Here is a 26,967-nt window from a genome sequence, read left to right on the forward strand (position 1 = left end):
AGGTTTCCGGGTAGACCCCAGTGCGTCGACGGAACTGCTTGCGATTCATCTTCCGCGTGCGTGTCAGACGGTCTCGCTCCACCTTGCCAGCTTAGCTCACGACTTTCGCAAGAGGTCTAGTAAATTCAATATCCCTACCCTTGCTGATGGCATCAAGAGAGGGTGCTGCAAGTCTTTTCTGGTGATGGAATGGAAACGTTGACCACTGATTTGAAGAGATCAATTAGAGGTTGAGCGTGATTTGACGTGGCAGTCGAATCACGCTGACGCTGGCGTATATCGATGTGGCCCTTGTGACCTTCAAGGAGCTCAACGTGCACACGAAACACCTGGCGACAGCCTCACCCGCTCGTGTCGTCGGGTACGCCATATTCCTCACTGCCGCCGTAAAATTTCGCGGCACTTTTGCCAAACTGGTGAATGGACTGGTAATTCATGGCGCCACCGATGGCGGCACCAACGCCCAGGGGGATGAGCCGGCCCAAGGCGACGCCGCCCCGCTTGGTACCGAATTTCGTCAAGAGAGTGAAGCCGACTTTGGCGTTGATGGCCCGGAGGACACATCCTGGCAGGTGCCGTGAGATTTGCACCGTCGTGAACCGGGTTCCAAATTTTTTGGCCGCTTCCTTGGCGGGCAGGATGACGCCTGTCATGATGCCCAGAACGACCATGAACTCCTCGAGCCGGTCGGGATGAATCTTGTCATCTTCATTCAGCGCGCGGATTGGTTGGCCATACAGATGGGCCGTACACAGTTGCAAGTGCGCCATTTTTCGGAGCAGTAAGAGTGTTTCCGGCAGCGCTGTGCCGCCGGCCACCGCCAGTTGCGCGGCCGTTCCCAGTCCGGGGATGGCGCCAGGGAGGGAGGCGACGACGCCCTGACCCGCAGCGATGGTTTTCGCTTGGCGTGCGAGCCGTGCCAGGGCCTGCTCAGGTGGCTCGCCTTTGAATGCCTCGACGGTCCGTTCAATTTCGGCTGGATGAGGAAAGATCCCCCAGGCCAGAAACTGCTTGAGCAGCGGTGAGCCCTCGCCTGCGTCCTGGCCTGAAGGGCTGGCCTTAGCACCGGTATTCATCACGTTGCATGGTACCCCGCTGAAGGGGCCAGTCCACCTCTGAATGACGAGCGAGGGAGGCGCAGCGATTCTCCGGCTCGGCACGCATCGGCTGCGCGCTCTCGATCTGGGCATCACCGTGGTGAGCTGAAGGGCGCAAACTTCTTCTGAGGGACCTCTACAGGATCTCCTGATCATTCAGTTCGGAACGTTCTGCTTTCTAGAACATCATCGCGTGATGCTCGCGTGATCGTGCGGGCGAACGCTGGAGCTTGGTGGCCCGGCGGCCCAACTCTCGTTAGGGTCTTGAGGAACCCTGCACAACGGCCGCGAAGCTTTGTGGTCGCTTTTCAGCACGGGACCAGGTCGTAGGTATGGGCCGGCGTGCGCTTCTTGCTGATTACACCCAGAATGACGCCGGCAATGAGGACAACGAGTGCGCCCATCATCTGCAGCCGGGGCGCACCAGTATTTACCATGCCGACGAGTACGCCCCCTGCAAGAGCAATGATCAGAAGTGAAAGAAGACAACCCATTCCATCGCGGATAGGATCGGTGCCGCCGTGGAGGGCTTCGATCGAGCGGCCGCCCGTCCCCAGCACTTCCTTGAGTTCCGGATCGACAGGAAGAGGGAGCGGAACAGCTTCAAGCGGCGTGACAGTCACTGCTTGAAACGGCATCCAGGCTGGCCGGCCTTGCCGGTGTCTCCAGACTGAAAAGGCCGTACGGCTTTTCCATGGCCCTTTTCCGGGCGCCTCTTGTGCCCGGATGTTGGTATAGGCGAATGCGTACCCGTCACAGATGGCGATCAGCATCACCGATCGTCCACCCCGACTGGAACGTGTTCCCTTAAAGAAGTACCGAACGACTGTCGAGTGCTTGAGCACCTGACCATGGTGCAAACGGAGACGAAATGCCAGGAGATCCTGGGCTTCTTCAAGGCCAAATGAAGTGATGGGCACGGTGGGATCCGACAGGGGTGTCCGGAGCCGGTTGACTTCGTCTTGAAGGGCCATGTTCGCCTCCTCCTGGCTCAGACAGTACCAAGAGTGGACTGCTGAACACCTGCGCCTGGAGAGGGCAGGCAGGTGCGACTGGAACCAGGCCCTCGGCAAGAACCGCAGTGGCGTCAAGAAGGTTGGCGCTACGGCCAAGAAGACCAGCGGCATGGCAAGAAAAGCCCCCGCAGCACCAAGAAGTAACAGATCACCAATCAGAGATGCGCCCCCGCTCTCAGGGCTCTTTCTTGAGAGCTCATCCTGAAAACGTAGGAACGGCAGCATGCTGGAGCCCGGGGTCGTCTGCGAACGGTGCCGGTCTCCGCGGACAGGCACTGGCCGTTGAGCTCGTGAGCTGAATTGTGTCGCAGGTTGGCCTCTGGGGGAATCTGGGGGGGAACAGGTCATTTCGCCTCATTTGCACGGCGGGCGGTCGTGACCGCGCCCTATCATCCCCGGGATGAAGAAGATGATTCTGGCTGCCGCCCTGGCGTCAGCAACCACCGCGGCGAATGGGCAGACCTACACGAATACACAGCTTGGCATCACGTACTCCGGCTTGAGCTGCCAGCGTCTTCCAGCACAAAGCCAGACCGTGGCGTGCAGTATGGTCGGCACGTTCACTGACGCTGATGAAGGGACAAGCACATTTTTCCGTGACAGCGAAGGTCGAGTGATCCTGGCGGATGGCACGACGATTCTTGGCAGCACCGTTGAAGGGGGCGGGCAACGGCCCCAATCGCTGCTGAATGGCGTGACATTCACGAAGGGGATCCCGACGAAACTCACGTGGCGCTTTGAAGGGGTGCCGACCACCGTCACGACCCTGCGCGGTGTGGTGCTGGCAGGTTTCGCAGTGCAAAACGTCCGTCTCGTGGGCACCACCCCGGCGCCCTCGGCCACCCCTGCCCCGGTGAATGTGAGCAGTTACAACGCAGAGCTCACCAACTGCAAGGCGGGAGCGAATGGCACGCTGACCTGCACGGCCACCCTGACGCCCCGCCGGTGACATGACGACTATGTTCCCCCGTTTCTCGTCCATTGCTCTGCTGTCGGCGACGCTCCTCGTGGCCTGTGGTCCTGGGGGCGGCGGCACCCCGCCTGAGCCTGTGGTGCCACCTGCCGTGCAGCTGCCTGCGCCTCCCACGACACCGGTACCCGCGCCGCAGTACATCCCGGCCGCCGGCTGGTGGAACGGCAAGAAAGCCGAAGGCCCCTGGTGCGCGGGCAAGCCCAGCACCCAGAGCCTGGGCACGCTGACGCGGCGCGCTCCTCTGGCTGTGCCCACCGCGGAGATGAAGGCACTGTCTGGTCTGAGCCGTGACCTCACCGGCCCATCCGCGCAAAGCACGGGCGCCAGCGACCTCGCTGTCCTGCTGCCGACCGAAACGAATGCCAGCGAAGCCCTGGAGGTTCTGAAGAGCAGCGGCGTGAACGTCACCGGCGAATTCGGCTACTGGGCCACCATCCGTGCCTCGAACAGTCAAGCGGCCAGCCTCGTGCGCCGCGGCACTGTGCAATACGCCGAGAAACTGCCCACCTTCAAGCCCGTCGGCCTGCCTGAGCCCATTGACGCCACCATGCGCAACCAGAACACCTATCTGCCGATGATGAACTCGCAGGCGGCATGGTCCCAGTTGGAGTTGGGCTGTGACCACCCCGTCGTTGCCGTGATCGACAGTGGCTGGAGTGGCAGCACCACGCACGCCGAACACAACCTGGTGCCCAAGAACGCGTGGCTGAACGTGATCAAAGGCGAACAGGGCAACGCCGACGCTATGCCAACGAAGCAGGCTGAAGCTGAACACGGCGCGTCCGTTGCGGGCGTCATCGCCATGACCACCAATGGATTCGGTGCAGGAGCAGGCGTGTCCTACAACCTTGCCAAGGTGCTGCCGATCTCGGCCATGGACACGAACGGATTGATCTGGGGGCCTGCTGCCGCCCGAGGTATTGAATACGCCCTGGGCAGCACCACCATCAACGGCAAGACCTTCGTCAACCCGTACCCCGCCTCGGTCATCAACCTGTCGTTCGGCTCGGACCCTACACTCTCGCCCAGCCAGTTCTTCCAGAGCTTCTTCACGGCTGCCGCGAACAAGGGCGTGGTGATCGTTGCTGCCGTTGGCAACGAACTGAGCCACGGCACCAACGACACGGCTGGCCTGAACCACTCCATCGGCGCGGCCGGCGTGATGTTCGACGGCAACCGCTGGGTGGATCCTTATCAGGCCAACTTCGGCAGCAACCATGGTCCTGGGGTGGATGTGGCCGCACCTGCCATGGCCGTCCCTTCAATGGTCGACGGCCGCGACACCTACTGGAGCGGCACCAGCATGTCTTCGCCCTGGGTGGCCGCGCAGATTGTCATGTGGATGTATGCCAACCAGCACCACCGCGCTGACGGCAGCAAGACACTGGGCCTCAAGGGTGACGCGCTGTACAACAAGCTGTACGCCTGCTTCGCGGCCATCGGCAGCAACCGCGGCACCAAAGATGAGTACCTGGGGTACGGCAAGCTCGACACCGGGCGCCTGGTCTCTCCCACCGAAACCGCCTGCCGCTGAGGTAGATCATCCTCACGAAAGGGGCACGCCATGGCGTGGCACGTGATGGAACTGTTCCGGCGCTTCTCCGCCCCAGGCGGCACCTTGCCGCCCGGCGGGACGTCCGATCCGGAACGGCAGGCAACCCGGGAGAGCTTTGAGCTGTGGCGGGACTGCAGGACTGAACGGACAGGGCGTCGACCTCCTGATTGAGGTGCTGAACCACCGCTCTGCCCCGCCTCAGCCTGATGGGCGGGGGCGCGCGGCGAGGTGCGCCTCAGTCGGTTGGATCACCGTTCCGAATCTGCCCAATCAGCTCTATGAAGTCGCGGACGGCGGCGGTCTTGAGTTCGTCCGTCGCGTACGGGGGGACAACGTGTTCATACGGTTGCAAGGGCGCGCCCGCGAGGGACTGCACGATTTCGAACGGCAGGCCGTCCATCTGCGGTGCGGTTTGCCGGACGTGCCGGGCGGCGTCCTGGAGGTCGGCGTGCAGGATCCGGGCTGCCTCGTCGGACTCGGGTCGGTACGTCACGCCGTCGGTGAACACGAACAGGGTGATGGGGGGCACGTCTTCACTCGACACTTTGGCCAGGACGCAGTCGTAATCGAAGTGCGGCCAGGTGAGGACCCTGGTGTACCCGAGGCCGTCCAGGTGGCACAACAGCACGTCCGTTTTCGTGTTCAGCTGCGCCTTCCACGCGGCGGCCTGCACGTCGAGGCTCCGCCGGTCGCCGTCCATGGGGCCCCGGTCAATCTCGGCGGGGACGGCTTTTTTGGGCAGTTGTTGCGGGCGGCACAGGGCCGTGAACGCGTACGTCTTGCGGATGAACACGCGCAGGGCGACCACGTCATGGCACTGTTGCGCGTCCTGGACGAGCCGTTCGTGGCAGGCGTCCGGGCTTTCGGTGAGCAGGTCGTTCACCCAGCTGTCGAGCTCGCCGGGGCCGTCGTCGTGTTCGTCCATGATCTCGGCCATCCGCGTGAGGAGGTAGGTGAGGCTGCCTTCGCGTTCACCGGCGCAGGCGCGGGCCAGCCAGAGCCCGCCGAAGTAACTGTCGGGGTCCTGGCGGGGGTGGTACGCGAGGCTGAGCAGCGTGTCCACGTAGGTCAGGGCGTCCACGGTGTCGTCCGCCCAGAGGTCAAAGTGGCCGTGGTCGAGGTCGGTGACCATGGGGTACAGGTGGCCCATGCTGCTGGGGAGGGCGGGCCGTTCCAGCCACTTTTGCGCTGCGGCGACCGTGAGGTGGACGTCCATGACGGCGTGCGCGTGGGGCGTGTGGGCGGCCGGCGTCGCGGGTGTGGCTGCGGCGCTCGCATCGGTGAGGCCTTGCGCGGCGGCGGCGTTCCAGTTGGCGTACCCGAGCGCGGCAGAGAGGGCGTCGAGGGCCTGTCCGTGCTTGAGGGTGATGCCATGCGTGGCCTGCAGGTGCGCGGCGAGCTGCCGGGCCTGGTCCTTGACCGGGTGTTTCATGGGACTCCTGGGGACGGGCGTGACAGGGTCAGTGGGGCGGGGTCCTCGCGTTCCCGAGCCGCGTCGCCAGTCCCGAGGGTCGGGGTGGGTGGATGCCGGTTGGGGGTCATTACGCCGCGTTCACCATGCCCGTGTGGGCGCGAGGGGCCGGAGCGGCAGCCTTGAGGCGCACGCTACACCGTCCAGTCGGATCGTGGCAACCCGCACCGGCGCGCCGTGAGCGCACGGCCACCCATCAAACGGTCCATCAGCTGGCCGGCGCGGGCGTGCTTGAGCGTCCTGGCCTGTGCGGTGTCCTCATCGCGAACGGAGACCCCCTTGATCCCGTTCGCGTGCTGGGTGCTCAGCTCCAGCTCGTGCTGGGCGCAACTTGACCGCGTGCGAAGCTGACCATCTGGCGTACCTGTGTCCTTCGCTACCTGGCGCCTCAGTTCTGCGGACCAGCCCCGGTGGAGTGCAGGGTGGGTCAGGGCACGAGCCTGGTCACATCTTAGGGGAGGTGGACGTGGAAGCTGAAGCGCCAGGCGTTGGCGTACTCGGCCGTCATCAGGCAGGACAGGCGGTACTGTTTGCCGGCGACCGGCCAGGGGATGGTTTTGACCTGTTTTAACGGGGACTCACAGGCGTTGTTGAGATCAAACAGATTGCCTTCGGTCGGGGCTTTCCCCGTCATGGTCTCCACGAGTGCGGCCACCACCTTCGTTTTGTACCCCCCGGGGTAGAGCACGGTGTCTTGCGCGCCGGAGAGAAGCTGGGCGGAAATGACGCGGTTGTTCTGCCTGAGGACGCTGACGACTTCGGGTGCGGTGCCCATGCTGACGGGGAACTCGCCTTTGATGGTGTAGCGCCATTCGCTCAGGCCGGGGCCGAGGACGTCCTTTCCAGCGAGTTCGCAGGCGTAGGTCTTGCAGAATTTCGAGGTGACGAAGGAGTCGGTGGTGCCGAGGAGCGGGGCGGCCAGCGCGAAGGACGTCAGGCTTAGCGCGGTGGCGGTCAGGAGTCGCTTCATGCCCCGTTGTACCTCAGCTGGAAGAGGAGGGCAGGGAATTCTGTGGTGAGGGTCGGCTGGGGGAGGGTATAGGGGGCGGAATATGTATCTATATTGGACAATATAAGAGTTTACTCATACGCCCACATCCGCGTCTCCCCCTCATTTCTACTTGCCTCCCTCCATCTTTCCCCCGTGCTTTTGCTTGACTGATCCCTTGCTGAGGCGACCCGGTTTCCACAGTGCAGCGTCGAGCCACAGCTGGCACAGCTCACGCCGGTGCTGCAGCGTCGTCACCTGTCTCCAGCTGGGCGTCCTGGGCTCCTCCTCCATGCCTGGGCGGATGCGGCAGCGCCAGAGGAAAGACGCGCAGACCTGCATTCCTCCAATACTGAGCACAGGTCTGGACACGGGCGGAGGTCAGCAGTGCTTGTTCTCCTTATACAGTCCCATATAATAAGCTGGAGATGCCAGGCGACCTCCTCCACCCCGCCGACGAACGCGCCCTCAAACTCACCAAAGCCTTCCGCGACTACGACCTCGACACCATCGCCGCCACCCTTGGTGTCCAGGCACTCAGCCGCCCCCTCGCCCAGGTCCACAGCAACCTCAAACAAGTCTTTACCCGGGCCCAGACTGACGAGATTGACCTGCTCCAGCCCCCAGCGAACTTCCACACCTGGCTTGCCGGCCCCCTCAGTACGCCCAACCGCGGCCCCGGCCCCCTCAAGATCAACACCCTCACCGCCCGCGTCGTCACGTTGCGCGTCCTCTACGACGCCCTGATCACCGAAGGCGTGCTGACCACTAACCCCATGACCGGTTACCCCAACCCCGGCAGCGAACACGCCAGCGACCCCATCCCAGACCGTGAGGACATCGAACAGCTCCTGAAGACCGCCAAGGCCAGCAGCCCTGAACTGTTCGCCGCCCTTACCCTCATCGACGAGCACGCCTTCCAGGTCAAGGAACTCCTCAGCCTCAAATGGTCCAGGTACGAGCCGACCACCGGGGAACTCCTCCGCGCCCGAACCGTCACGAGACTGTCCGACACCGCCCAGCGCGCCCTCGAGCCCCTCCTCAAGGAAGCCGGCGGGCCCCTCTACGCGACCGAGAAGGCCCTCCCCATCTTCCCCATGACCGCCGAGGACCTCCGCGCGCAGCTGTGGAAAGCCTGCAAGGTCGCTGAGATCCCCCACATTCCGCTGAGCGCCCTGCGCCGCGCGAGTCTCCGTGACCACCCCGCCCGCATGGCCGCCAGCGGCTTTTCCAACGACCAGGCCTACCGCCGAGCGCTGAGACTCGCCGGCAAAGTCGTCGAGAAACACCGACGCGACGACCCGTAAGCCCACCGCGCACGCACCCCCGTTCACCCCTGCCCGGGGTGTGTGCCTCGCCGTCCGGCCATCACACCCCTCAACTGGACGCCCATACGGGCGTCCAGGCTGTTTTCAGGAGCACACATGACCACCCTTCCCGCAGCGCGCGTTCCCCGGGGCGCGCACGTCCACGTCCCGCACGGCACCTTCACCGTCACCCGCGTCACGCCCACCCCCAGCGGCGTCGTGCTGCGCACCGCGTGCCGACAGTCCCTGGCCTTCACCGCCACGCAGGCTGTGCACGTCACCCTGCCCCGCACCTGAGGCGCCCCGGTGACCGACCTGGACCCGCCCATCACGTGCCGCGTCATCCCCCTACGGCCCGCCAGTCCACACTCCCAGCAGGCCCCGGAACGCATCCCCCGCGTGGATGAAGGACTGCTGAAGTTCACCGGCCCCCCCGGAAAACCACCCGCGCGTCCATAGCGTAGGGGTATGTCCACCTTTCGCGACCTGCTCAGCGAGCACGCCGGGCCCGTCCTGCTCCGCCAGCAGCACCTGGCCGACCTGCTCGGCACCTTCACCTGGGACGCCGATCTGCACCAGGGCCTCCTGCACGTCAGTGGGCACACGCGGCCCTACCGGGCGCAGCTGATCGGGACTGAAATGCACCGCGACGCGTCCTGGCTGTGGGCGTGGGCGAACACCGGCAGTGGTCTGGGCGACGAGGTCACTGAGGACAGCCGGCGGGTGCGCGAGCACGGCCTGACCCGCGGCGTGCCTGAACTCACCACGCCGCGGCTGTGCACCGAGGCCGTGAGCGGGCACGACCTGGCCGTGATCGCCTGTGGGCTGACCGGGGCGGACGCCTACTTCCGGGGTGAGTTCCCAGGCGGCGCGGCGTACTTCACGTTGCGGGACGTACCGCCAGCCCCGGTCCTGACGGCCAGCCGCAGCGTGCACCTGATCACCACGGTGCTTCAGACGTTCGCGCTGCACCACCCGAATGCCGTTCGGGCGCTGTACGCCGCCCACGACTGCCCGGTCACCATCCGCGGCCGCCACTGGTCCGCCACGGTCGGGGCAGAAACGGTGCACCTCGCCTTTGATGATCTTCAGCGCCTCAGTGAGATCAGCCTCGCGCCCGCCGCCCTCACACCCGCCTGAATCCCGCAAAGGTATCGCTATCCCACAGGAGATCCCTATGTACCCGACCGGCATGACCCTCGGCGAAAGCCTGCACTACATCGACCCCGAAACGAACACCGAGCACTTCGCCACCCTGATTGGCCCAGCCGACGGGAAAGGGCAGCTGCACCTGAACGTGCACTACCCCGGCAAGCTCGAAGCCCGGCGCGCCGCGCTCTCCAAGCAGGTCACGGGCGGCACCTGCCACCCGGTGGACTTCACCCACGCGCCACTGACGCCCAAAGCGCCCAGTCTCTTCAAGCAGGTCCGCAAGTTCATCGACGAGCAGCGCTGAGGCACGCCGCGGCGCCAGGAGGACCGGATGACCCCCACCACCACCTTGCACATCGATCCGTCCGTTCTGCCCGAAACGCTGCGGCCCGTCGGGGAACTCGCCCTCGTGTGGCTGCACGACGACTTCACCGTCATGTTCCTGCGCGCCGAGGCCGCCAGTCTTGCCGAGCGCCAGGCGCTGCTTGACGCGCACAACCGGCATGGCCGCGACCTCGGTCACTGGCTGTGGCAGGCCGAACGGTCCGACACGAGCGAGGCCCTGTACCTGTTCCGGCAACTGCTCGAGATGATCGTCTCCCTGCACCACGTGCAGAACTGAACGGCGCGGCCCGTCCGGCCCCATACGGCCGTTCACCCCTGGCGGGGTGAGCGCAGGGGCGGTCCACCCATCATCCCGCCCCGTTCACCGTTCAGGAGTCGCATGCCCGTGCCTACACCCCGTCCGCGTTCCCGTCCCCTCCGCCCCAGATCACCGCCGCCCACACGACCACACCCCGCACCCGCTCACGGTCGGGCGGACCGAGGCGCGCGTGCAGTTCCTGCTCGCCGAGGGCCGCACCTTCGCGGGCGAGCGGGCCACCGCCTGGAGTGCGGCCGTCCGCACCGTCAGCCATGAGGCCCGCTCACCCCGCACGCAGCAGTACGGCGCAGTCCTGCCCCGTCACCTCTGGCCGGCCCACGACGACGCACGGCGGCACCTGGCCTTCACGCTCAGCGCTTCGCTCACGAACGAACTGCGCCGCCAGGGCGCCGCGCACGTGACGCTCTGGCTCGGTCATGGGCTGTCCCGCCCGGAGCACGCCGCCGGGCACCCCGCCGACGCCATCCACCCCAATGGACTGCACCACCCGCGCGCGCAGGAGGTGCTGGCGTACGCCGAGACGCTCCTCACCCACGCCGGGTATCCCGTCGGGGCGCGAGACCTGCAAGCCCTGCGGGACATGCGCCAGGCGACCACGCCCCTCGGGCGGGTAGAACTGCTGGGGATGACCGGGGGCGTGACGGTGCGCACGAACACCCGCCAGGATCTCATCCCGGCAGGGGCGGACCGCAGCCGGTCCTGGCTGAACGTCCGGGCGACCTGTGACGCGCACCTGCGCCGCCTGGTGAGCGGCGAGGCGCTGCACGCCCTGGACTGGGAACTCCAGCATCAGCGGCCACTGCTCACGCAGGTGTGCTGGACCGCCCTGACGCCGGGTGTGCGCACCGTGCTGGAACTGCGGCGCGAGCCGGGCTTCGTGCACCTCGCGGTCTGTGAGGACCGCCCGTGAAGCCGCGCCCTGCCGGGCCGTACAGTGGACGCACGTGAGCGTCTTCAGTCACATCCGCAGCCTCCCGCCCGGTAAGCAGCAGGCGGGGTGGTTCTTCCTGCGGCTCGTCGCCGTCTCGGGCGGGGTGCTGCTCGTCGCCACGCTCGTGGCGGCCCTCCAGCGTGACCCGCTGCTGCGCGTGGCCCTCCTGAGCAGCGCCCTGTACCTGACGCTGCTGCTGCCCGTCCACTTCGCGCTGCGCCGCCGGTCGGCCCGCTGGGTGAGTGACCGCATGTGGCAGGTGTTCGAAGCGCGCCGCATGGCGCTGTACCCGGTCGGCGCCGTGGTGCTGCTGCCGAATGTGGCGCTCGCCGCCGCGACCGGGCAGGCGCGGCACCTGATCGTCCCGGCGTTCTCTGGCACGGTGCTTGGCGTGGGCCTGCTGGCCTTGCTGCTGCGCGGTCAGGAGAAACCGCCCAGGCGGCGGGCCCCGGCCCGGGTGCCTGCCGGGCGCTGGAGTGCGCCGTGAGGCCCTGGTTCAGCGTCTTTGACCTGCAGCATCGCCTGCGCCAGCTCGCCCCGGACGATCAGGTGTTCGCCCGCCTCGCGTGGACCTGGGTGCAGCGGCACGCGCTGGTCACCCTGGGTCTGCTGGTCGCCGGGGCGCTGGTGAGTCCAGGGGCGCTGCTGGTCGTCGCGCTGAACGTGGCGGTGCTCGGCGGGGTTGGTGTGGTCCGCGCCCGGCGGGCGGCCAGGCGGCTGCCGGGCGCGCAGGCGCAGGCGATGGTGACGCGCCACCTGCCCAGTGTCCTCGCGTACGGCATGGTCGTCGCGCCGGGGGTGGCCGTGTTTATCGCGCTGCTCGGCCCGCTGCGCACGCCGGCCGCGTTGATGATGCTGCTGTTCGTCAACGCGCACGGCCTGGAACGCGCCGGGACCGCCCTGCTGCACTACCTCGGCAAGCAGCCGCCCCGCGAGCGCCGGCGGCTGCGCGAGGCGGTGAGGCTCCCGCAGCCCCTGCCGGGTGTGGGTCAGCCGGCCTGACGGGCGCGGACGGCCCCGTCAGGCCGGTGGGCCCCACCGGTCCTACCGCCAGCTGGTGACGTGCTGGGTGCAGTCCGAGGGCCGCTCGTCATAGAAGTTGTTGTCATGGAAGATGCGTTCGAGTTCGGGCAGCGTCTGCTCAGTCATCTGGCGGGACGCGCGCCACACTCCACCCAGTGCCTGACCGACAGGTCCACGCGACACGAGCCCAGTCGCGTGGACCTGTCTCCACGGTGCGCACCGCAGCGACGGCTCAGGGAAATTTGACGGTCGAGAATTCAATAACCCCTGTGGTCGTGTTGATGGTCATCTTGTTGTGGCTGGGCCCCACATTGCCCACCACGAAGAAGAATTCGTTGACCCCCGGCAGAATCTTCCGGGGCGTGACGGCGCCGTCAAACAGCACCGGCCGCAGCGCACCGCCATTGGACTTGATGCCAACGACCAGCTGCCGGCTCGCGTCCTTGTACTTGTCGTTGACGTTGACCAGGCCGTTGACGATGGTCAACCAGATGGCCGTGTCGATGTACAGCGGAGAGAAGTAGTTCTTCTCGCCGTTACCTTTCGTGATGAACGCCCAGGCCTTCATCCAGTTGCCAGCCGACACCCGGATCCGCGCTGGAAGGTAATTCGATTCTGGGGTCTGGAAAAACTCGACCCGGACGTCCTCACACCGGAACACCCCGGTCGCAGTGCCTTTGGATTCAGGACGGGGAAACGACGCGGGAATGCGGTACTGGACGAAAATGCCGCTCAGGTACGCATCCTTGCAGCTCGGCATCGTGACCAGCGGCTTGCCGGAGGTCGGGTCTCGCTGCTGCGCGCTGGCCAGCGCGGTCAGTGCGGCCGTGAGGACGGCCAGTGCTCGCCGGGAACAGAAAGTCATGTGTGACCCACTATAGGTTCCCCCGTGGCTAAGACGTCCCGTCACACGTGCGCCCCGCGCGCTTATGTGGACCTGTCCGGAGCCCCCGCGGCGGCGTTCACCAGACTGAGGCTGACCGCCGCCGACCGGTTGGCCGTGACCGCCTCGACCTGCCACCGCTGCCCGGCCAGCGTCACCTCGCCGCGTCGCGTCTCACCACTCGCCTCCAGAGGCTCCGGGAGCAACGCCGCGATCAACGCCCGGAGCCACACGAGCTTCACCTTGCTGCGACCCGGCATGCGGACCAGATCCGCCACGGTCTGCAGCGCGCCCGGCGCTGGAGGGCCCCCCACACGCATCAGCGGCGGTTCGCCCGGCATCAGCAGCACCTGGGCAGCGCCCGCCGCCAGGCCCTGAGCCAGCAGGGCGCTCAGCGTCTCCACGACCTCGAGGTCCGGTGCGGGTCCGGTCGGCACACCCGGACGATACCAGAGCTCATCCCCACCCCTTTCACCGCACCGGGGCCGCGGTCCGTGATCACGGTGGTCAGGGGCCCGCACGGCCGCTGGTGAGGGCGGCCGTTGCCCCCCGCAGGCCTCGTCTGACCCTGCCGGCTCCCCCCGGACCGCACCAGCGGGTGACCGTCCGGGGCTTCGAGATGGACGTTCACCTCACCCTTCCCCGCGAGCACGCCACTGCCTTCTGTCCGGAGGCCCCCGCGCACCAGGAATCGCACCCAGCCCACGCCGACGACGAGGAGGACCAGCATGCCTGAACCCATCACGCGCGAGCCCCAGACCCCACTGGCACCCGCCATCACCACCATCACCGTGTCCCTGCGCCCCCCACCGCGGCCCGCCGCACCCGACGAAGCCGTCATTCCCCCGCGCCCGGACGGGCTCTATCCCCTCCCCGCCACCACGGGGGAATGCGGCGACATCTGGGCAGAGATCCGCCGCGGCACCCGGCCCCTCGACCCGCACCGCGCGTACCTCAAACACCTGGTCGCCGAGGCGCTCGGTCAGGGGCTGTTCTACACCGCCGACGTCCGCCCGCACATCATCGGGCTGCTCGACGATCTCCTCACCGAGGAGATGCGGACGCGCAACAACGAGCGCATGCGCACCGAAGGCGGCGTGATTGGCATGGAGATCTACTACGCCCGGGACCTGCTGGGCGTGGACCGCGAGCGGCACGAGATCCGCCAGGCGCATGACAGGGTCCGGCCGCAGGTGGGCCTGACGCTGGGCACCCTGGTCTGGACGGACGGCAAGCGCGCCACGGGCTGCGAGGTCACGGCCGTGGACGGGTACGCCCTGACCGTGCGCTTCCGCCGGGGACGATCGACGTACGACTGCCACTGCGACGCGCGGACCATCGAAGCGGCTCAGGCCCGCACCCGCGAGCACGCCGCGGGCCGCTTCCCCCGGGGAGAACGCCTGCTGGCGCACTGAAGCGGAATCCACGTCCGGAGGCGCCACCCCCCGTTCACCCGGCGCCCCGGGTGGATGCCTGAACCACCCGAAACCGTTCACTCGACCCGCCCTACGAGGAAGACCATGACCCAACCCACGACACCCCAGGTTCCCACCCCAAGCCAGCCGGTCCTGCCGCCCGCGCAGCAGACCGCCTTCGAGCAGTTCGGCGACGCCTGGATGCGCTTGCGCGCGCACGAGCAGGCCGCCGCTGCTGGTGACGGCGCGAGTTTTTCGCATCACACGGCGCTGCGCGCGATGCAGCGCGCGGCCCAGGCCCTGCGGGAGGCCATCCTGTGCGGCGAGGGTGGGATCACCCCCACCTGCGAACCTCTCCCCGCGCATGACGGCGTCACGGTGACCCTCACCCTGCCGCTCTCCCGGCTGCCCGGCGTCACGGCCGACCTGGTGCATGAGGCGTTGGCCAGTGTGCTGGACGAGAGCGCCTTCACGGTGACGGGTGAGGGCAACGCGGATCGCCCCACCGATCCGTTCGAACTCGGCCGCCTCGCGTCACAGTTCCTGAGCGAGCAAAAGGACATCGACCTGTTCCGTGACGCCCTGGACGTCCTGGGCGCCAAACTCGACGAGCACGGCAAAGCCTTTCGCCTCCAGGGCTACGAAGCAGACGCCGATCAGGCCCTGGCCGGCTGGGCCGCCGACGACGGCCACCTCAAGCACGGCCGCCTGAAGCCCTACTGAGCCGGGCGCGGGCGACCCCCTCGCCCGGTCCCGGCCTTCACCTGCAGCCCTGGCCGTCCGCGCCGCCCCGTACACTGACAGGGCATGCCCTCCGTGGGGACGGAGTCATGCCGCCGGATGAAGCCCCCAGTCGCGCGACTGGGGGCTTCCCGTGTCGGCCACGCGCCAGGGAAACGACCGGCGCCCTGACGGGTAGGGACGGTGGCCAGCAGGCGCAACTTACAGGGCGACTGAGGACCAGCCCCGCCAGAACGGTGGCGTGACGGCACACCGCCCCACCGCCAACCACCCGCCGCTGAGGACCCATCAGCGGCGGTTCGCCCCAGACCACCCACCTGCACGGCACAGTGAGAGGGGGCGGATTGCCTTCCGGCACCCCAGGAGGCGGCATGATCACGGCAACAGAACTGTTCAGGCCGCTGGTGGCCTGCACCAGCGCCAGCGCGACCGACTGATGGGCGGCGTGCTCCAGGAAATGAGTCACGGTTGGGGGGCGCCGCTTCCGACCCATGATCCGGCCTGGGCACATGTGTCCAGCCTCATTCCCTCTGGGCATCGTCACGCCCAGCCGGCCCCCTCGCCGGCCCCTGGCGCCCTCCACCTGCAACTTACCCTGCAGGTCGACGCGGCACTGACCGGCCAGACCGTGCTGATCCGTTATCCCCTGGGCGGCGTGGATACGGCGCTGATCGGCGTGCTGTTGGATCACAGTCCTGCCACGTTGCACATCAGCCGTGCAGGGTATCTCGATCACGACCGGGCGGTGCCGGACTTCTTGCGGGCCTACGACGGCATGCGCACCATGAAGCTGTCCCACGAGAACGCGCATTACCTGCTGCATCGGTACCCCGCCGCGCCTCTGCTCGAGGCGGTCATCTCCACCTACCGCGCCCGCCTCTGGGGCCCGGCGGTCCTGTCCCGATTGCACGATGAGCTCGCCACAACCCTGGGGCCAGAGGACGGTGCGGCATGCTATGCGCCCCTGATTGAGCCAGGCTTTGCTGGCGCGCCCGTGATGTGGACGTCTGAGCATCCTCACTGCGGTGAGGCCGTGCATGCCCCACTGCCGCCTGTTCTGGCGCGTCGCATTCCGCCCGTGAGTGGATTACCGTATGAAGAAGGAGATCTGGCGTGACGACCCGGGCGATTCCAGCGCACTTCACCGCGGAGCAGCAGCGGTTCATGACGGCGGTACGAGACACGCCGCGTCACCTGTTCTTACGGGCAACTGCGGGAGCGGGCAAGACCACGACGCTCACCGAGGCCGCCTGGCACCTGGAGGCGCGCGGCGTGTACTTCGCGTACAACAAGCACGCGGTGGCGGACCTGCAACCTCGGCTGCCCGAGCGCGTTCGGGCCCTGACCCTGCACGCGCATGGCTACCGCCTGCTGCAGGATCTGATCAGCGCGCCGCTCCAGGTGCGGGACGACAAGGCGCGGATGCTGGCTGGACTCGTGCTCAGGCAGCACCCGAAGTTGCATGGCGCCGCGGCGCGGGCGTGGACACTCGCCCGGGAGGAATGCCTGCACGGCCTCACGCCAGAGCAGGCCCAGTGGATCGCCGACCAGGTGCAGTGGCCGGGAGCACCGCGAGACCTGATGGACCTGGTTCCCCTGTTTCACGAGATGGGCTCAGGCGCCTGGGACCGGGAAGGCTGGGCGGACTTCGCGGATCTGCTGTGGCTGCCGGTCACCCGTGGGCATGGGGCCGCGAGCCTGCCACTCGCCCTGGTGGATGAAGCGCAGGACCTCACACCCCTCCGGCAGGCATACGTGCGCAACCTCCTGGGCCTGATGCCTGATCAGGATCCAGTAGGCCGGTTGATCTTCGTGGGGGACAGCGACCAGTCCATTTACATGTGGGCGGGCGCGGACCCGCTGGCCCTAAACCGGTTGAAAACAGCAGTGGACGCGCTGGAGTTCCCGCTGAGCGTGTCCTTCCGTTGCCCGCGGGAGGTCGTGCGGTACGCGCGGGCCTATTCCGACTTCATCCAACCCGCCCCACAGTCCAAAGTAGGCGTCGTACAGCACATCAGTGCCCAGGAAGCGACATACACGCGGGGGGACGTGGTGCTGTGCCGCACGAACGCGCCCCTCATCCGCCTGGCGCTCGACCTCATGGCGAAGAACCTCAGTGTGGCCGTGACGGGACGGGATCTCGCCCGGCGTCTGCGCGAAGGCCTTGAAGGCGCTTTTCCGGATTCGGGCCCATTTTCCAACGAGTGTGTCACCGAGCGGGTCCGCGCGTACCTCGCACCCCTGGCCGAACCGTTGGTGGCCAGGTCAGCCGAGGGCGACCTGGGCGCGAAGCGGGCGCTGACCGAACTGCTGGATATGACCCGCTGCTTGCGGTATCTCGCGTGGGTGGTGTCCAGACGCACGGGGGAAGGGACCCTGCGCGCGGCGTTGGAGTTGCTCGGGCAGCTCTGCCGGGAGGACGCGGACGCCGACGTGCTGCTCGCCTCTGTGCACCGCGCCAAGGGCAAGGAGTGGCCACGGGTCACCATCCTCTACCCGGAGCTCATGCCCATGAGTCAGGGCAACCCGGTCGAGGAACGGGCGGTGCAGTTCGTCGCAGTCACGCGGGCGCAGCAGGTCCTGCGCTTCGCGTACGGCACCGAGCGCTGGTCCGCGCAGGAGTTTGTCTCCCCCGGCGTCCTACCGCCCCCTCCAGAGGGGGCGGCGCCTGTACCTGTGGCCAGACCGGACACTCCCACGCCGCGACCCGCCGTTCAGGTACTGTCCCCACTCGCCGGCGCACCGGGTGTACCGACGCTTCCCCAGCGGCCCAAAGGGGGCCCGCCGGTGGCGCAGCTTAAGGACCCGCGGGGCACATTGCCCCTGCTTGGCGGCACGACCCCCATCCCGGTGGACCTGCTCCTGGAACGGCTCAGAGCGCTAGCGGAAGAAGATCGGCAGCTGCTGCGCACCTGGGCGGTCGACAGTCTGGCGCTGCTGCATGGGGTGAACGCGGGGTTCGTGGGCATTTACGGCGCGCACCTGGAGCAGTTCGAGCGGGCGGCGCGGCAGGCCCGTCTGCCCGTCCCGGCCCTGTTCGGCACGGGTGTGGCCGTGTGCGTGTACGAAGGGCCATTCATGCGGGTGCATCTGGCGAAGAAACTGCGCGTCACCAAACGGGCCATCCGCCTGGCGCTCGGGACACAGGAACTGAAGTTTGACCGGACGAGTGGGGAACTGCTGGACGGGGCCGCGCCGCTCACACCGTTTATCCTCCCTGCGGACCTCACGCGCCTGCAGGCCAGTTAGGACTGAGGGGCGTCATCAGCGCGCGACACTGTGGGCATGCTCTTGCGTGGCTGAGGAAGAGCCCCAGCCACACGCCGGGGGGCTCCCGTTTTCAAGGCTGGCCCTCGCCGGTGTGACACCCTGCGGCTCAGCCCTGACTCAGCAGGTGCAGATACGCCTGCAACGCTCCGACGTAAATCTCAGACGTGCGTTCATGCCCGCCAAATGGCACCGCTGGACTCAGACAGAAACAGGTCCTGGCGTCAATGCGCTGACCCTGAGCCCACACGGCCTGATGCCGAGCGAACAGCTCATCATCCTCGATATAGTCCGGCTCACTTAAGGTCATCACCGCCGTCTCGAAGGACGTGGCGATCTCCATCAATTCCCGGTAATTGGGCGAAAAAAAGAAGCAGTGGCCGTTTCGATCAAACAGGTGAACGTCACCAAATGATGTTCGCGCGAACGGAATCAGGTCCTCGCTCAGACCAAACATCGGCGTGAACCATGTCATGTCTTTCGGATCAACCAGCCAGAGAAAGCCGTCCTGGCGCGCACCAAACCCCACCGCGCGCCAGAACGTCTGGAGGAACGCGGGGTAGGCACGAATGTCAGCGTCCTCCGGCCACACGGCGTCAACCACAGCACCAAACTGTTCACAGAAGTACTGGATGGCGTCCTGGTCTGCATCCATGGGCGCAGCCTCCCCTTGCGTTGTCCTCCTCACTGTGTCCGAGACCTGCCGCCAACATACTCGCGCGCCACAGCCCACAGCACCACCGCTACACCCAGGATCACACCCCAGAACCCGACACGCATCCACAGGTCCGACACACTGTCCTCCGGCACAGGCCGGTACCCCATCCCCGTCTCCTCAAAGCCGACCAGCGTGCCCCAGATGCTGGCGGTCACGCCACCCCACGTCAGCGTGAAGCCCAACCGGCGCAGCACCACCGTGCGGTCGTGCCAAGGCCACGCCATGAGCAGCAGGAGGGCCGCCCAGAGTGTGAGCAGACCAAACAAGAAACCCGCGATCATGACGCCCCCGGCCACAAGTCCCAACACGCCCTCATGGTACCGGGCGGGGTCCGCTTGGTCGCGCGCAATGGCCACCGGTCCTCGCGCACAGCAGCGTCCCCTTGCCACACCTGGTGGTGCCTGTTACGCTGCGTTCAGGCCGCTGCCCGCCCTCCCCTCGCACCCGTTCTGGGTACGGACAAGGTCAGCCGCAACGCATCCAGACGCCCTCGACAGCCCTCTTCCTGTCAGCGCCGGTGCAGCGAACGCGAGGACGCCGCACAACACCGTGTTCCTGCCCGGCCGCTGACAGCGCAGGAGTGTCTATGTCCATCACGCTGGATGCCTTGAAAGCGGAGGCCCACGCCCTGACGGCCGCCGCCAAAGCCCGTCAGGAATCGCTCGCCCATAAGACGGCGCTCAACACCGTCGCGCGGCGAAACGGGTATGCCAACTACGAAGCGGCCCGCCATCACCTGAAGGTGACGCGCCCCACCCGGCCGGACCATCCCCCCCTGAATCCAACCTACTTCGACTTGATCACCGTCCGCCGACCACCGGGCGCTTCGCCGCCCCCCACACTTGAACACCTCTACCTGCCCTACACGGTGGGCCTGGCCCGGCAGCTGGCCACCCTGAGGGACACGCCTGAATGGCGTGACGGCCTCGCGGCTGGCACCGTCGTTCCACAGCCGAGGGAGGCGGACTATACCTACCTGGACCACCGGCAGGGGCTGATCGGCGAGTGGCTGCTGGCCGTCGCGCGCAGCTCGGATCCTTCCTGGCACCATGTGTACCACCTGACGCGGCTCAGTCCACAGGCGCTGCACACCCATCTGGCCGCGTTGCTCGACTTCGAAACGCGCTTCACGCCCATGCGCGCCGGGTTCGACGGCATTCCCGGTGAGATTGCCGTCCAGCGCGCACAGCGGGAACTGGCCCAGCTCTTTCAGGCGCCCTCCCGGGACCCACGCGTCACCGTTGCGCCGCTGCTGGCCCTGTGCACCCTGGCCTTGACACCCGAGGCCCTGCAGCGGGCGACCGACAGCTTGATCCGCGGTGGTCTGGGGCGGCTGGATGCCCGGACGGCGGGTGTGCGGTGGCAACCGAGGGAGGGCCTCATGCGGGAGGACCGCCTGCAGACCTTCGAAGAAGCGAGCCGGGCGTACATGCTGACCACCGGGAACCCCCACAGCGACCCGCTGACGAACGATGACCAGTACGTCCGGTCCCTCTGGGACCAGGCGGCCGCGGCGCTGACAGGACAAGATCCACAGCAGGTTCTCCTGCGGGTGGGGCACGACTTGCTCAACGGGGCGCTGCCGGGTGAGCCGGACGTGGAGGCGATGGCCGGCCCGCTGCTCGCAGGGATGACCCGTCATTTTTTCTCCGGGCGGCCGTCCCCTGAACCGTGGGGCGACCTGCGAACCCTCACCTGGACGGGGCAGGACACGGTGCACTCGGTGCAGGACCGGGTCATGTTCCCGATCAGTGGCGCTCAGGCGGTCCGGAATCAATGGCAGAACTTTCGGTATCGGGCGCAGACCCGCGCGGCCTGGGCGTGGCTCCCGGCCGCGGTCACAGCCTGGCCCACCTGGGCCCCGTCGGACCAGGCCGCTCAGCACATTGACCGGATCCGCCCAGGCCTTCCGTGAAGGACTGGCATGGACGTTGATTGAGGACCTGCGCCGGACCTGGGCGCCCTACCGCTTTCCTCTGGAACGGCAGGTGCGACCGATCCTCGAAGCGTCGCTCCAGCAGGTGCCATCTGGTATGACACGCCCTGAAGTGCAGGACCTGCTCCGCCGCCAGGCACAGGCAGACCCAGGGCCAGCCGCGGCGGCGTTGAAACACATGGCGTCGAGGCTGGCTCAGCTGGAACCCAGCCTGACAGACCGCTGGGGGACCTGAAGGTCAACTTCACCACCCAGCGAGATCATCCTTGAGGTCGTCGGCGGCGAGTTGCGCGTAGCCCTTGCGGGTGGTGTCGACACTTTCGTGGCCGAGGTGCGCCGCGACCCGGCCAAAATCCTTGAGCTGCTGGACCAGGCGTGTGCCGGCGTACTTCCGCCCCGGGTGGAATCCCCGGAAGGGGACGCCGGCGGCCTGGAACGCTTTGCCGAGGTGGTACCGGGCCGTGAACGTGCTGCCGTAGCGGAAGACCCGCTCAGGCGGTGTGGCGCGGCGGCCGTCGTGGTGTTGGGGTCCACCCGGGCCGTACTGGCCGCGGTACTGGCGGGCGGCCCGGGCAAGACTGGTGCTCATGGCGACGACGCGGCCTTTGCGGCCTTTGCCGCTGCGGACGTGGATGCGCCGGGCGCCTTCGTCCAGGTCGGTCCAGTCCAGCGCGAGGGCTTCGCTGATGCGCAGCCCCGCGTGGGCGATCAGGAACAGCAGGAACTTCTCGTGGACGTTCGCGTGCTCCAACACGTCCTGCAGGTCGTCTTCGGCATAAGGCGGGCGCTTGACGATGCCGGGGGTGCGGTCCTTGGGCACCTTGGCGTCCCGGAAGGGATCCGCTTCGGTGGCGCCGGCCCAGCGCAGCGCCCGGTACAGGCAGCTCGCCGCCGCGACTTTGAGCTGCACGCCAGCGGGTTTCCGGCCCGCAGCGAGCATGTGGTTGATGTAGGTCTGCGCGTCATGCCGGCCGGGGCGCAGGAGATTGACGGCGTTCGCTGTGGCGTACTCGACGAACTGCCGGGTTCCGAGGGCATACGCCTCGACGGTGCGTGGGCTGGTGAGGACACCACTGCCGCCTTGGTGGGCGAGGTAGGCCAGGGTGAGGCTGACCAGCGCGGCCACGTCCTTCTCCCCGGCAGCTTTGACCGTTCGCCGTCGGAGTTCCTCGTCGTGCAGGTTGGTCCACGCGCGGCTCTGAGCGAGGACGTTGCCTTGGTACTGGACCAGGGTCATAGGAAGGGTGTTTCAGCGTGCTGAGCGTGGGTCACCACCTGTTTATACCCTAAATAGCATTAGGTAAGAGAACAGAGCGAGCCGATCGGCGCTCTGCTGGTCTAGGTCACCGCAAGGTGTGGACCTGAGCTGCCAAGGCATTGAGCCGCATCAGCACCTGCGTGCCGTCGACCAGTTCCAAATGCAACCGTCCGGCCTCCCGATGCGCATCCGACGTGCAGCGCCCGGTCGTCACCAACACCCCTTTCGACGCCCGGTGACTTGACACGGCCGGGTGCAGGGACCGCAGGATCGGCGTGCCCACCGTGTCCACATTCTTGCACTCCACGAAGAGGCGCCGCGTTCCCTGCACAACTTCAATGTCCCACCCCCCATCGTTGCCGGCTGGAGTCAGGCGCGCGTCGCTCTCCTCAGCCTGGTACATCCAGGCGACGAGTTGTTCGAATTCCCGGCTGGACAGCGCCCGCAGCCGCGCAAACGTCCAGCCCGTTGCTGGCGCTGCCGAACGCGGCGCGGCTGCAACGGGCGGTGCCGTAAAGCCTGGGGCCGGCCTGGGCGACCGCTCACCCGGCGACGCGAGGGTCTGCAGGCTCAGATTCACGTTGCGTAGGGACAGGAGACCGCCCAGGGCAATGGCGGCGACGCCCAGGGCATTCACGAGGTCGTACCGCAGGGCATTCTCCGGCTGCCGGCCCAGGGCAAACGCCGCGACAGCGGCCAGTCCTGCAAGGAAAAAACTGAGGGGCAGGAACGGCGGATGCCCGTGGGTCCGGGGTTTGTGCGGCACACGCTGAGCGACCCAGGCGGCGAGACCCATCCCAACTTCCAGCGCGGTCCAGCCCAGCACAAGCAAGCCGACGATCTGCATGGTGGCTGTGGGAGCCTCCAGGGAGACGCTACGCAGCACCTCGGGCATCATGACGGTGACGAGAACGAGGTAAGCCAGAGGCAACAGCAGCAGCGTGTGTCCTTAGCGTAGCGGGGCGCTCACCGGCCTGTTACCCCTGCGAGCGTCAACGCAAACGGGCGACGCGCCAGTCTAGAAAGCGACCCTTCCTCTCCCCCTCAGCCGCCTTTGGAAGGGCCTTCCTGGCCGTTCTGTGGCCTCGGGCAAAAAACATCGTGCCCGTCGAACAAAATTTATGACACTTTACGCTGAGCAACGACCAATGATAAATATTTCGCTCTTAGCGTAAATTCAGGCCATTCTGACCCTAGAGGTGCCTCATGCGCAACCGTGCGGAAGACCCGTGCCCGAGCCGACCTTACCCGGTTGTTCGGGCACATCTTGGCCTGGATCACTGCCAGGGGGATTGAGAGGCCTATCCTCGATACCTGGTCACGGGGCACCCTCAAGGAATAGCACCAGCCCGTCCACTCGCACCACTTCAATGGCCAGAGTCTCCGACCGCACCTCTCTCCCAGCCAGTTGACTCGGGGAGGCGGGGTTCAGATCCGGGCGTGGATACTGCGCCGCGCTGGAGCCACGCGTCTCCTCCCTCCTTGAACCACAGGCCCACCGGCCATGCGGAGTTGTGGAACACGAGCGCCCGGCTCTTCTCCCCCAAGGGCAGCACCACGGACCGGAACATGCAGGTGGGCTCCGGTCCACCTGCGCAGTACTGATCGAACGCCCATACGACCGCATACCGAGACCAGCGCCGCAGCGCTGGTCTCGGTGAGTTCTAGACCCACGAGGGGCGCGCTACTGAAGACCCAGGGCCGCATGGGAAGCCCCTGCGGCGCGTACCGGCTGTTAAGTTTATGAGGGTCCAGTCTCCAGTCGTCGCGGCGCAGGCCCGGGACGACTGGAGACAATCCACGCTCCAGCGCCCCGCGCAGCGCCAGCCGGCCAGCGTTCACTCTCATAGGCGAGAAAGCGCACGTGATCCAAGGTACGCTCACAGGAATCACCGGAAGAGTTGAAGGGAAAGGACCAGCTACTGATCCATGCGTTGATCCGTAGCAGCAGAAGAGGCGGAGTACACCTGGGGCCACTCGTCGGCACTTGACCCCGATGTGGTAAATGGTCGGCCCCTCGGGCGAGGAGCGCGCTACAGATTTACGCTCGGATCAGTAAAACCAGCCTTGTGCATCAGAGGGGGTGACGGTGTCCTGGGCTTAGCGCAGCGTGTGCAGAACACCCTCCCGGGTCCTGGCGGCGAGGGCCCACATGATGGCCTGGAGTTTGGAAAACATCAGTTTGATGGAGTTGAGATCGGGCGAGTCGGGCGGCAAGTCGACCAGGAGGGCCCCGGCGGCCTCGACCAATTCACGAACTTTGGGGCGCAGGTGCGCCCCAAGATTGTCCAGTACGACCACTTGCCCAGGACGTAGCACTGGAACGAGCACCGTTTGAACATACGTGATGAAGACATCCATATTCACCCGGCCCTCAATCACCAACGGGGCGGTCGGTCCAGCGAGGGTAAGGGCACACAGCAGCGTGCGATTCTTGCCCCGATTGCGTGGCAGCGCACCCATGCCCGTTGCCCTCGAGGGCATGGGTGCGCGCCATGGTGGTCTGAAAGCCACGCTCGTCCAGGTACAGCAAGTCACTCGGCACGGCTTCAGCCAGATCGGCGACGAACTGCGCTCGCTACGCTCATCGCGTTCACTGGCCGCCAGCGTCTTTTTTCTCGTCAGGCCTAGCATCTTGAACCGGCGCACGGGTGTGCTGGGGGAGGCCGCCGGGTGGCCCTCGCGCCACAACGCGGCATGTTCGGTCAGTGTGAGGTCCGGGCTTACCCGGACCTGTGCCCGCAAGTCCTCGTGTTCCTCAGGTGGCAAGACGCGCACTGGGCGTCCAAGTCGAGCAGGGGCCTGCACCCCTTGCCCCGCTCGCCAAACTGACACTGAAGTGTTGGGCCACTTGCGGCTGACTCATCCCCCGTTGCACCGCACGCACGAGCCGTTCCCGCAAGCCCACGCTGAACACTCGCCCTCGCCTCCCTCACCCGACTCCCTCAACTCTTCCGGCTGTCGCTGTGACAAGAAGGAACAGCCTGAATTGATTCGCCAGGCGTACGCCAACCACAGCCCCATGTTCATCGCCGTCGACGAGATCGGACATCACGGTGACGCTGATGCTGTGGCCTCCACCGTCGACCGCGGGGTGGGCATGGTCGCCACCTGTCACGGCGAGACCCTCGCGAACGTGGTGAACACCCCGACCTTCTGGCCAGTCATGGGCGCCATTCGCGAGCACGGCCTGGAGCGCCAGCGCAGGACCGAAGCGACCTTCGACGTGGCTGTAGAAGTCCGGGGCGTCGGCCGCTTCGTGGTTCATGACCGCGTGAGTCAGGCCGTCGATGAAGTGCTCGCGGGCCGTGAGCCCCGCAGCATCCGTGTCGGCAACTGGCCCAACCTCCGCACCGGCTAACCACACGCCCCTCCCTTAGCGCACCCCAGGCTCCGGCTTCGGGGTGCGCTTCATGCTGCGATGCACTCACCCAGGACAGTGACGAGGCACCGCCCGCCAACCACATTCAGCGCCATGATTCCGGCTCCACCTCTCCCCGTCATGGCAACACCAGGGCTTGCGACCACGAGGCCATACCCGACCGCAGAATGTCGCACCCTCGACAGGGCTTCGCCGGACGCTCAGTCAACAGACACCTTTCACACCCACCCGACCAGCTCACCACACTCGCTGCTCGACCTCGACGAACCTTGCCTCAATCGCGACTACGCACCCAAGGTCACACCCACTTCGTGCACCGCTCGGTCCGGAACCCATCACCCGCATCACGACTTCCCATACTCACACCCACCCTTCGCTAAGCGAACGAGGTAGAAACCATCACGCCGCATGACCGTGGATGTTGATCGGTGAGCCCCCTAACCCAAACATCGCCAGTCGCCGACTGCCCATCCTGTTGGCTGCACGCCCGACTCAACCCTTACCTTGACCCGTAACCCCCGAGACGCCAGACCAATTGGACAGCCCCAACCGCCCTAACTCACCGGTCCAGCGCACTCTTCCGTCCAGTCAGGACAGCCGTCGCCAAGTGCCGCACGCTCGACCGCCACTCAGGTTTTTCTGCGGCCGTCCTGATCGAGATCACCCGGAAGTCACCACGGTCTGGCTTGGCTTTGAGCAGCCCACTGACCCATCAGCTCATCACCCAGATCGGCCCACCTGCTCCGACACTCGGACGGGTCCCACCCACAGTGATCCCTATGAATGAATCATGGCCTCACCTCCTCCCTGCCAGCTCCAGCCACTCGACTGACGCCCAGGTTGACCCGGACAAGCCACGTCTCCTGCTCTCGCCGTCATCTTGACCACTTGGGAAATCATGAACGCGCCTCAGTGCAGAGACTTCTCCAGACCTGCACCAACCCAATGCCCGATCCCCTGGCGCGCCCACATCGCATGTCAAAACCGAATGCCCAGACTCAACGTGACAGCTCCTTGATCGTGATCCTTCACCACCTTGCAGGTTTACCTGACCTTCGGTATGCCGGTTGCCACACCCGGCTCTCGCACCCCAGGGCTACCTCACCCCTCTCCGCTTCAACCCCAGTTTGGCCTTGCACCGCTCGACACTCACCGCTCTCCATCACTACTGCTCCTTGTACCGTTACCCA

At 66.5% G+C, this 26,967-nt stretch carries 27 protein-coding genes; 16 read left to right on the forward strand and 11 right to left on the reverse strand.

Annotated features, from left to right (window positions below):
* Positions 1 to 341: 341 nt before the first annotated feature.
* Both C8263_RS16945 and C8263_RS19065 read right to left on the reverse strand, forming a co-directional pair.
* Positions 342 to 1,076: a hypothetical protein gene (locus tag C8263_RS16945; protein ID WP_107139318.1), complete on the reverse strand. Its 735-nt coding sequence runs from the start codon at positions 1,074 to 1,076 to the stop codon at positions 342 to 344.
* Between the two features lie 329 nt (positions 1,077 to 1,405).
* Positions 1,406 to 2,071 (reverse strand): hypothetical protein, encoded by a 666-nt coding sequence (locus C8263_RS19065; protein WP_146160745.1) that lies wholly within the window; start codon positions 2,069 to 2,071, stop codon positions 1,406 to 1,408.
* A gap of 442 nt (positions 2,072 to 2,513) precedes the next feature.
* Between C8263_RS19065 and C8263_RS19070 the strand changes: the two genes are divergently transcribed.
* Both C8263_RS19070 and C8263_RS16955 read left to right on the forward strand, forming a co-directional pair.
* Complete coding sequence (locus tag C8263_RS19070) at positions 2,514 to 3,062, forward strand: hypothetical protein (RefSeq protein WP_146160746.1); 549 nt, start codon at positions 2,514 to 2,516, stop codon at positions 3,060 to 3,062.
* 1 nt (position 3,063) lies between these two features.
* Entirely contained in the window at positions 3,064 to 4,620 is a 1,557-nt protein-coding gene (locus C8263_RS16955) for a S8 family serine peptidase (protein ID WP_107139320.1), read from the forward strand.
* 256 nt (positions 4,621 to 4,876) lie between these two features.
* Here the strand turns inward: C8263_RS16955 and C8263_RS16960 are convergent, their stop codons facing one another.
* Positions 4,877 to 6,073: a glyoxalase superfamily protein gene (locus C8263_RS16960; protein ID WP_107139321.1), complete on the reverse strand. Its 1,197-nt coding sequence runs from the start codon at positions 6,071 to 6,073 to the stop codon at positions 4,877 to 4,879.
* A gap of 490 nt (positions 6,074 to 6,563) precedes the next feature.
* Complete coding sequence (locus C8263_RS16965; protein ID WP_107139322.1) at positions 6,564 to 7,082, reverse strand: hypothetical protein; 519 nt, start codon at positions 7,080 to 7,082, stop codon at positions 6,564 to 6,566.
* 446 nt (positions 7,083 to 7,528) lie between these two features.
* Here C8263_RS16965 and C8263_RS16975 point away from each other — a divergent pair, with 446 nt between their 5' ends.
* The 8 genes from C8263_RS16975 to C8263_RS17010 all read left to right on the forward strand — a co-directional run bounded on the left by C8263_RS16975 (position 7,529) and on the right by C8263_RS17010 (position 12,156).
* Positions 7,529 to 8,407, forward strand: a complete 879-nt coding sequence (locus C8263_RS16975) for a site-specific integrase (protein ID WP_107139324.1) — start codon at positions 7,529 to 7,531, stop codon at positions 8,405 to 8,407.
* Between the two features lie 117 nt (positions 8,408 to 8,524).
* The gene (locus C8263_RS16980) at positions 8,525 to 8,704 is read left to right on the forward strand and encodes a hypothetical protein (RefSeq protein ID WP_107139325.1); all 180 of its coding nucleotides are present in this window, start codon (positions 8,525 to 8,527) and stop codon (positions 8,702 to 8,704) included.
* A gap of 171 nt (positions 8,705 to 8,875) precedes the next feature.
* Positions 8,876 to 9,547: a DUF6882 domain-containing protein gene (locus C8263_RS16985; protein WP_107139326.1), complete on the forward strand. Its 672-nt coding sequence runs from the start codon at positions 8,876 to 8,878 to the stop codon at positions 9,545 to 9,547.
* A gap of 52 nt (positions 9,548 to 9,599) precedes the next feature.
* Positions 9,600 to 9,863, forward strand: a complete 264-nt coding sequence (locus C8263_RS16990) for a hypothetical protein (RefSeq protein WP_146160747.1) — start codon at positions 9,600 to 9,602, stop codon at positions 9,861 to 9,863.
* 27 nt (positions 9,864 to 9,890) lie between these two features.
* Positions 9,891 to 10,181, forward strand: coding sequence for a hypothetical protein (locus C8263_RS16995; protein WP_107139328.1), 291 nt, complete (start codon positions 9,891 to 9,893; stop codon positions 10,179 to 10,181).
* Positions 10,182 to 10,392: 211 nt separating this feature from the next.
* On the forward strand, positions 10,393 to 11,133 hold the full coding sequence (locus C8263_RS17000; protein WP_107139329.1) for a hypothetical protein: 741 nt from the start codon (positions 10,393 to 10,395) through the stop codon (positions 11,131 to 11,133).
* Between the two features lie 34 nt (positions 11,134 to 11,167).
* Positions 11,168 to 11,641 carry a hypothetical protein gene (locus C8263_RS17005; RefSeq protein ID WP_107139330.1) on the forward strand — a complete coding sequence of 158 codons (474 nt, stop codon included), beginning with the start codon at positions 11,168 to 11,170 and terminating at the stop codon, positions 11,639 to 11,641.
* Positions 11,638 to 12,156, forward strand: a complete 519-nt coding sequence (locus C8263_RS17010; RefSeq protein ID WP_107139331.1) for a hypothetical protein — start codon at positions 11,638 to 11,640, stop codon at positions 12,154 to 12,156. Before C8263_RS17005 ends, C8263_RS17010 begins: the two co-directional genes overlap by 4 nt.
* Before the next feature lie 253 nt (positions 12,157 to 12,409).
* On the opposite strand, the gene C8263_RS19075 is transcribed toward C8263_RS17010, so the two are convergent.
* Together C8263_RS19075 and C8263_RS17020 are read right to left on the reverse strand one after the other, a co-directional pair.
* Positions 12,410 to 13,042: a hypothetical protein gene (locus tag C8263_RS19075; protein ID WP_146160748.1), complete on the reverse strand. Its 633-nt coding sequence runs from the start codon at positions 13,040 to 13,042 to the stop codon at positions 12,410 to 12,412.
* A 62-nt stretch (positions 13,043 to 13,104) separates the two neighbouring features.
* Positions 13,105 to 13,497, reverse strand: coding sequence for a hypothetical protein (locus tag C8263_RS17020; RefSeq protein WP_107139333.1), 393 nt, complete (start codon positions 13,495 to 13,497; stop codon positions 13,105 to 13,107).
* Positions 13,498 to 13,788: 291 nt separating this feature from the next.
* Between C8263_RS17020 and C8263_RS17025 the strand changes: the two genes are divergently transcribed.
* From C8263_RS17025 to C8263_RS17040, 4 genes are all read left to right on the forward strand, one after another.
* Positions 13,789 to 14,475: a hypothetical protein gene (locus tag C8263_RS17025; protein WP_107139334.1), complete on the forward strand. Its 687-nt coding sequence runs from the start codon at positions 13,789 to 13,791 to the stop codon at positions 14,473 to 14,475.
* A gap of 105 nt (positions 14,476 to 14,580) precedes the next feature.
* The gene (locus tag C8263_RS17030; RefSeq protein ID WP_107139335.1) at positions 14,581 to 15,198 is read left to right on the forward strand and encodes a hypothetical protein; all 618 of its coding nucleotides are present in this window, start codon (positions 14,581 to 14,583) and stop codon (positions 15,196 to 15,198) included.
* A gap of 529 nt (positions 15,199 to 15,727) precedes the next feature.
* Positions 15,728 to 16,333 carry a hypothetical protein gene (locus C8263_RS17035; RefSeq protein WP_107139336.1) on the forward strand — a complete coding sequence of 202 codons (606 nt, stop codon included), beginning with the start codon at positions 15,728 to 15,730 and terminating at the stop codon, positions 16,331 to 16,333.
* Positions 16,330 to 18,465 carry a UvrD-helicase domain-containing protein gene (locus C8263_RS17040; protein WP_233218887.1) on the forward strand — a complete coding sequence of 712 codons (2,136 nt, stop codon included), beginning with the start codon at positions 16,330 to 16,332 and terminating at the stop codon, positions 18,463 to 18,465. Before C8263_RS17035 ends, C8263_RS17040 begins: the two co-directional genes overlap by 4 nt.
* Positions 18,466 to 18,592: 127 nt before the next feature.
* On the opposite strand, the gene C8263_RS17045 is transcribed toward C8263_RS17040, so the two are convergent.
* Both C8263_RS17045 and C8263_RS17050 read right to left on the reverse strand, forming a co-directional pair.
* Positions 18,593 to 19,138, reverse strand: coding sequence for a GAD-like domain-containing protein (locus tag C8263_RS17045; protein WP_107139337.1), 546 nt, complete (start codon positions 19,136 to 19,138; stop codon positions 18,593 to 18,595).
* A gap of 29 nt (positions 19,139 to 19,167) precedes the next feature.
* Complete coding sequence (locus C8263_RS17050; RefSeq protein ID WP_146160749.1) at positions 19,168 to 19,509, reverse strand: hypothetical protein; 342 nt, start codon at positions 19,507 to 19,509, stop codon at positions 19,168 to 19,170.
* A gap of 278 nt (positions 19,510 to 19,787) precedes the next feature.
* Here C8263_RS17050 and C8263_RS17055 point away from each other — a divergent pair, with 278 nt between their 5' ends.
* Entirely contained in the window at positions 19,788 to 21,116 is a 1,329-nt protein-coding gene (locus C8263_RS17055; protein ID WP_107139339.1) for a hypothetical protein, read from the forward strand.
* Between the two features lie 265 nt (positions 21,117 to 21,381).
* Here the strand turns inward: C8263_RS17055 and C8263_RS17060 are convergent, their stop codons facing one another.
* The 3 genes from C8263_RS17060 to C8263_RS19390 all read right to left on the reverse strand — a co-directional run bounded on the left by C8263_RS17060 (position 21,382) and on the right by C8263_RS19390 (position 24,858).
* Positions 21,382 to 22,374 carry a tyrosine-type recombinase/integrase gene (locus tag C8263_RS17060; protein WP_107139340.1) on the reverse strand — a complete coding sequence of 331 codons (993 nt, stop codon included), beginning with the start codon at positions 22,372 to 22,374 and terminating at the stop codon, positions 21,382 to 21,384.
* Positions 22,375 to 22,480: 106 nt separating this feature from the next.
* Positions 22,481 to 23,326: a restriction endonuclease gene (locus C8263_RS17065; RefSeq protein ID WP_107139341.1), complete on the reverse strand. Its 846-nt coding sequence runs from the start codon at positions 23,324 to 23,326 to the stop codon at positions 22,481 to 22,483.
* A gap of 1,169 nt (positions 23,327 to 24,495) precedes the next feature.
* Positions 24,496 to 24,858, reverse strand: coding sequence for a transposase (locus tag C8263_RS19390; RefSeq protein WP_158263845.1), 363 nt, complete (start codon positions 24,856 to 24,858; stop codon positions 24,496 to 24,498).
* Between the two features lie 559 nt (positions 24,859 to 25,417).
* On the opposite strand from C8263_RS19390, the gene C8263_RS17075 reads away from it, so the two are divergent.
* On the forward strand, positions 25,418 to 25,756 hold the full coding sequence (locus tag C8263_RS17075) for a hypothetical protein (protein ID WP_146160750.1): 339 nt from the start codon (positions 25,418 to 25,420) through the stop codon (positions 25,754 to 25,756).
* Positions 25,757 to 26,967: the final 1,211 nt, after the last annotated feature.

The sequence above is a fragment of the Deinococcus arcticus genome, assembly GCF_003028415.1.
Classification (GTDB): Bacteria; Deinococcota; Deinococci; order Deinococcales; family Deinococcaceae; genus Deinococcus; species Deinococcus arcticus.

Bases quoted from the DNA above. Each gene is read 5' to 3' on its own strand.
- C8263_RS19390 (WP_158263845.1), bottom strand. From the start codon at position 24,858: ATGGGTGCGCTGCCACGCAATCGGGGCAAGAATCGCACGCTGCTGTGT.
- C8263_RS17045 (WP_107139337.1), bottom strand. From the start codon at position 19,138: ATGGATGCAGACCAGGACGCCATCCAGTACTTCTGTGAACAGTTTGGT.
- C8263_RS19070 (WP_146160746.1), top strand. From the start codon at position 2,514: ATGAAGAAGATGATTCTGGCTGCCGCCCTGGCGTCAGCAACCACCGCG.
- C8263_RS19075 (WP_146160748.1), bottom strand. From the start codon at position 13,042: ATGACTTTCTGTTCCCGGCGAGCACTGGCCGTCCTCACGGCCGCACTG.
- C8263_RS17060 (WP_107139340.1), bottom strand. From the start codon at position 22,374: ATGACCCTGGTCCAGTACCAAGGCAACGTCCTCGCTCAGAGCCGCGCG.
- C8263_RS16945 (WP_107139318.1), bottom strand. From the start codon at position 1,076: ATGAATACCGGTGCTAAGGCCAGCCCTTCAGGCCAGGACGCAGGCGAG.
- C8263_RS16965 (WP_107139322.1), bottom strand. From the start codon at position 7,082: ATGAAGCGACTCCTGACCGCCACCGCGCTAAGCCTGACGTCCTTCGCG.
- C8263_RS16975 (WP_107139324.1), top strand. From the start codon at position 7,529: ATGCCAGGCGACCTCCTCCACCCCGCCGACGAACGCGCCCTCAAACTC.
- C8263_RS16990 (WP_146160747.1), top strand. From the start codon at position 9,600: ATGACCCTCGGCGAAAGCCTGCACTACATCGACCCCGAAACGAACACC.
- C8263_RS17055 (WP_107139339.1), top strand. From the start codon at position 19,788: ATGTCCATCACGCTGGATGCCTTGAAAGCGGAGGCCCACGCCCTGACG.
- C8263_RS17075 (WP_146160750.1), top strand. From the start codon at position 25,418: ATGTTCATCGCCGTCGACGAGATCGGACATCACGGTGACGCTGATGCT.
- C8263_RS19065 (WP_146160745.1), bottom strand. From the start codon at position 2,071: ATGGCCCTTCAAGACGAAGTCAACCGGCTCCGGACACCCCTGTCGGAT.
- C8263_RS16995 (WP_107139328.1), top strand. From the start codon at position 9,891: ATGACCCCCACCACCACCTTGCACATCGATCCGTCCGTTCTGCCCGAA.
- C8263_RS16955 (WP_107139320.1), top strand. From the start codon at position 3,064: ATGACGACTATGTTCCCCCGTTTCTCGTCCATTGCTCTGCTGTCGGCG.
- C8263_RS17025 (WP_107139334.1), top strand. From the start codon at position 13,789: ATGCCTGAACCCATCACGCGCGAGCCCCAGACCCCACTGGCACCCGCC.
- C8263_RS17030 (WP_107139335.1), top strand. From the start codon at position 14,581: ATGACCCAACCCACGACACCCCAGGTTCCCACCCCAAGCCAGCCGGTC.
- C8263_RS16985 (WP_107139326.1), top strand. From the start codon at position 8,876: ATGTCCACCTTTCGCGACCTGCTCAGCGAGCACGCCGGGCCCGTCCTG.
- C8263_RS16960 (WP_107139321.1), bottom strand. From the start codon at position 6,073: ATGAAACACCCGGTCAAGGACCAGGCCCGGCAGCTCGCCGCGCACCTG.
- C8263_RS16980 (WP_107139325.1), top strand. From the start codon at position 8,525: ATGACCACCCTTCCCGCAGCGCGCGTTCCCCGGGGCGCGCACGTCCAC.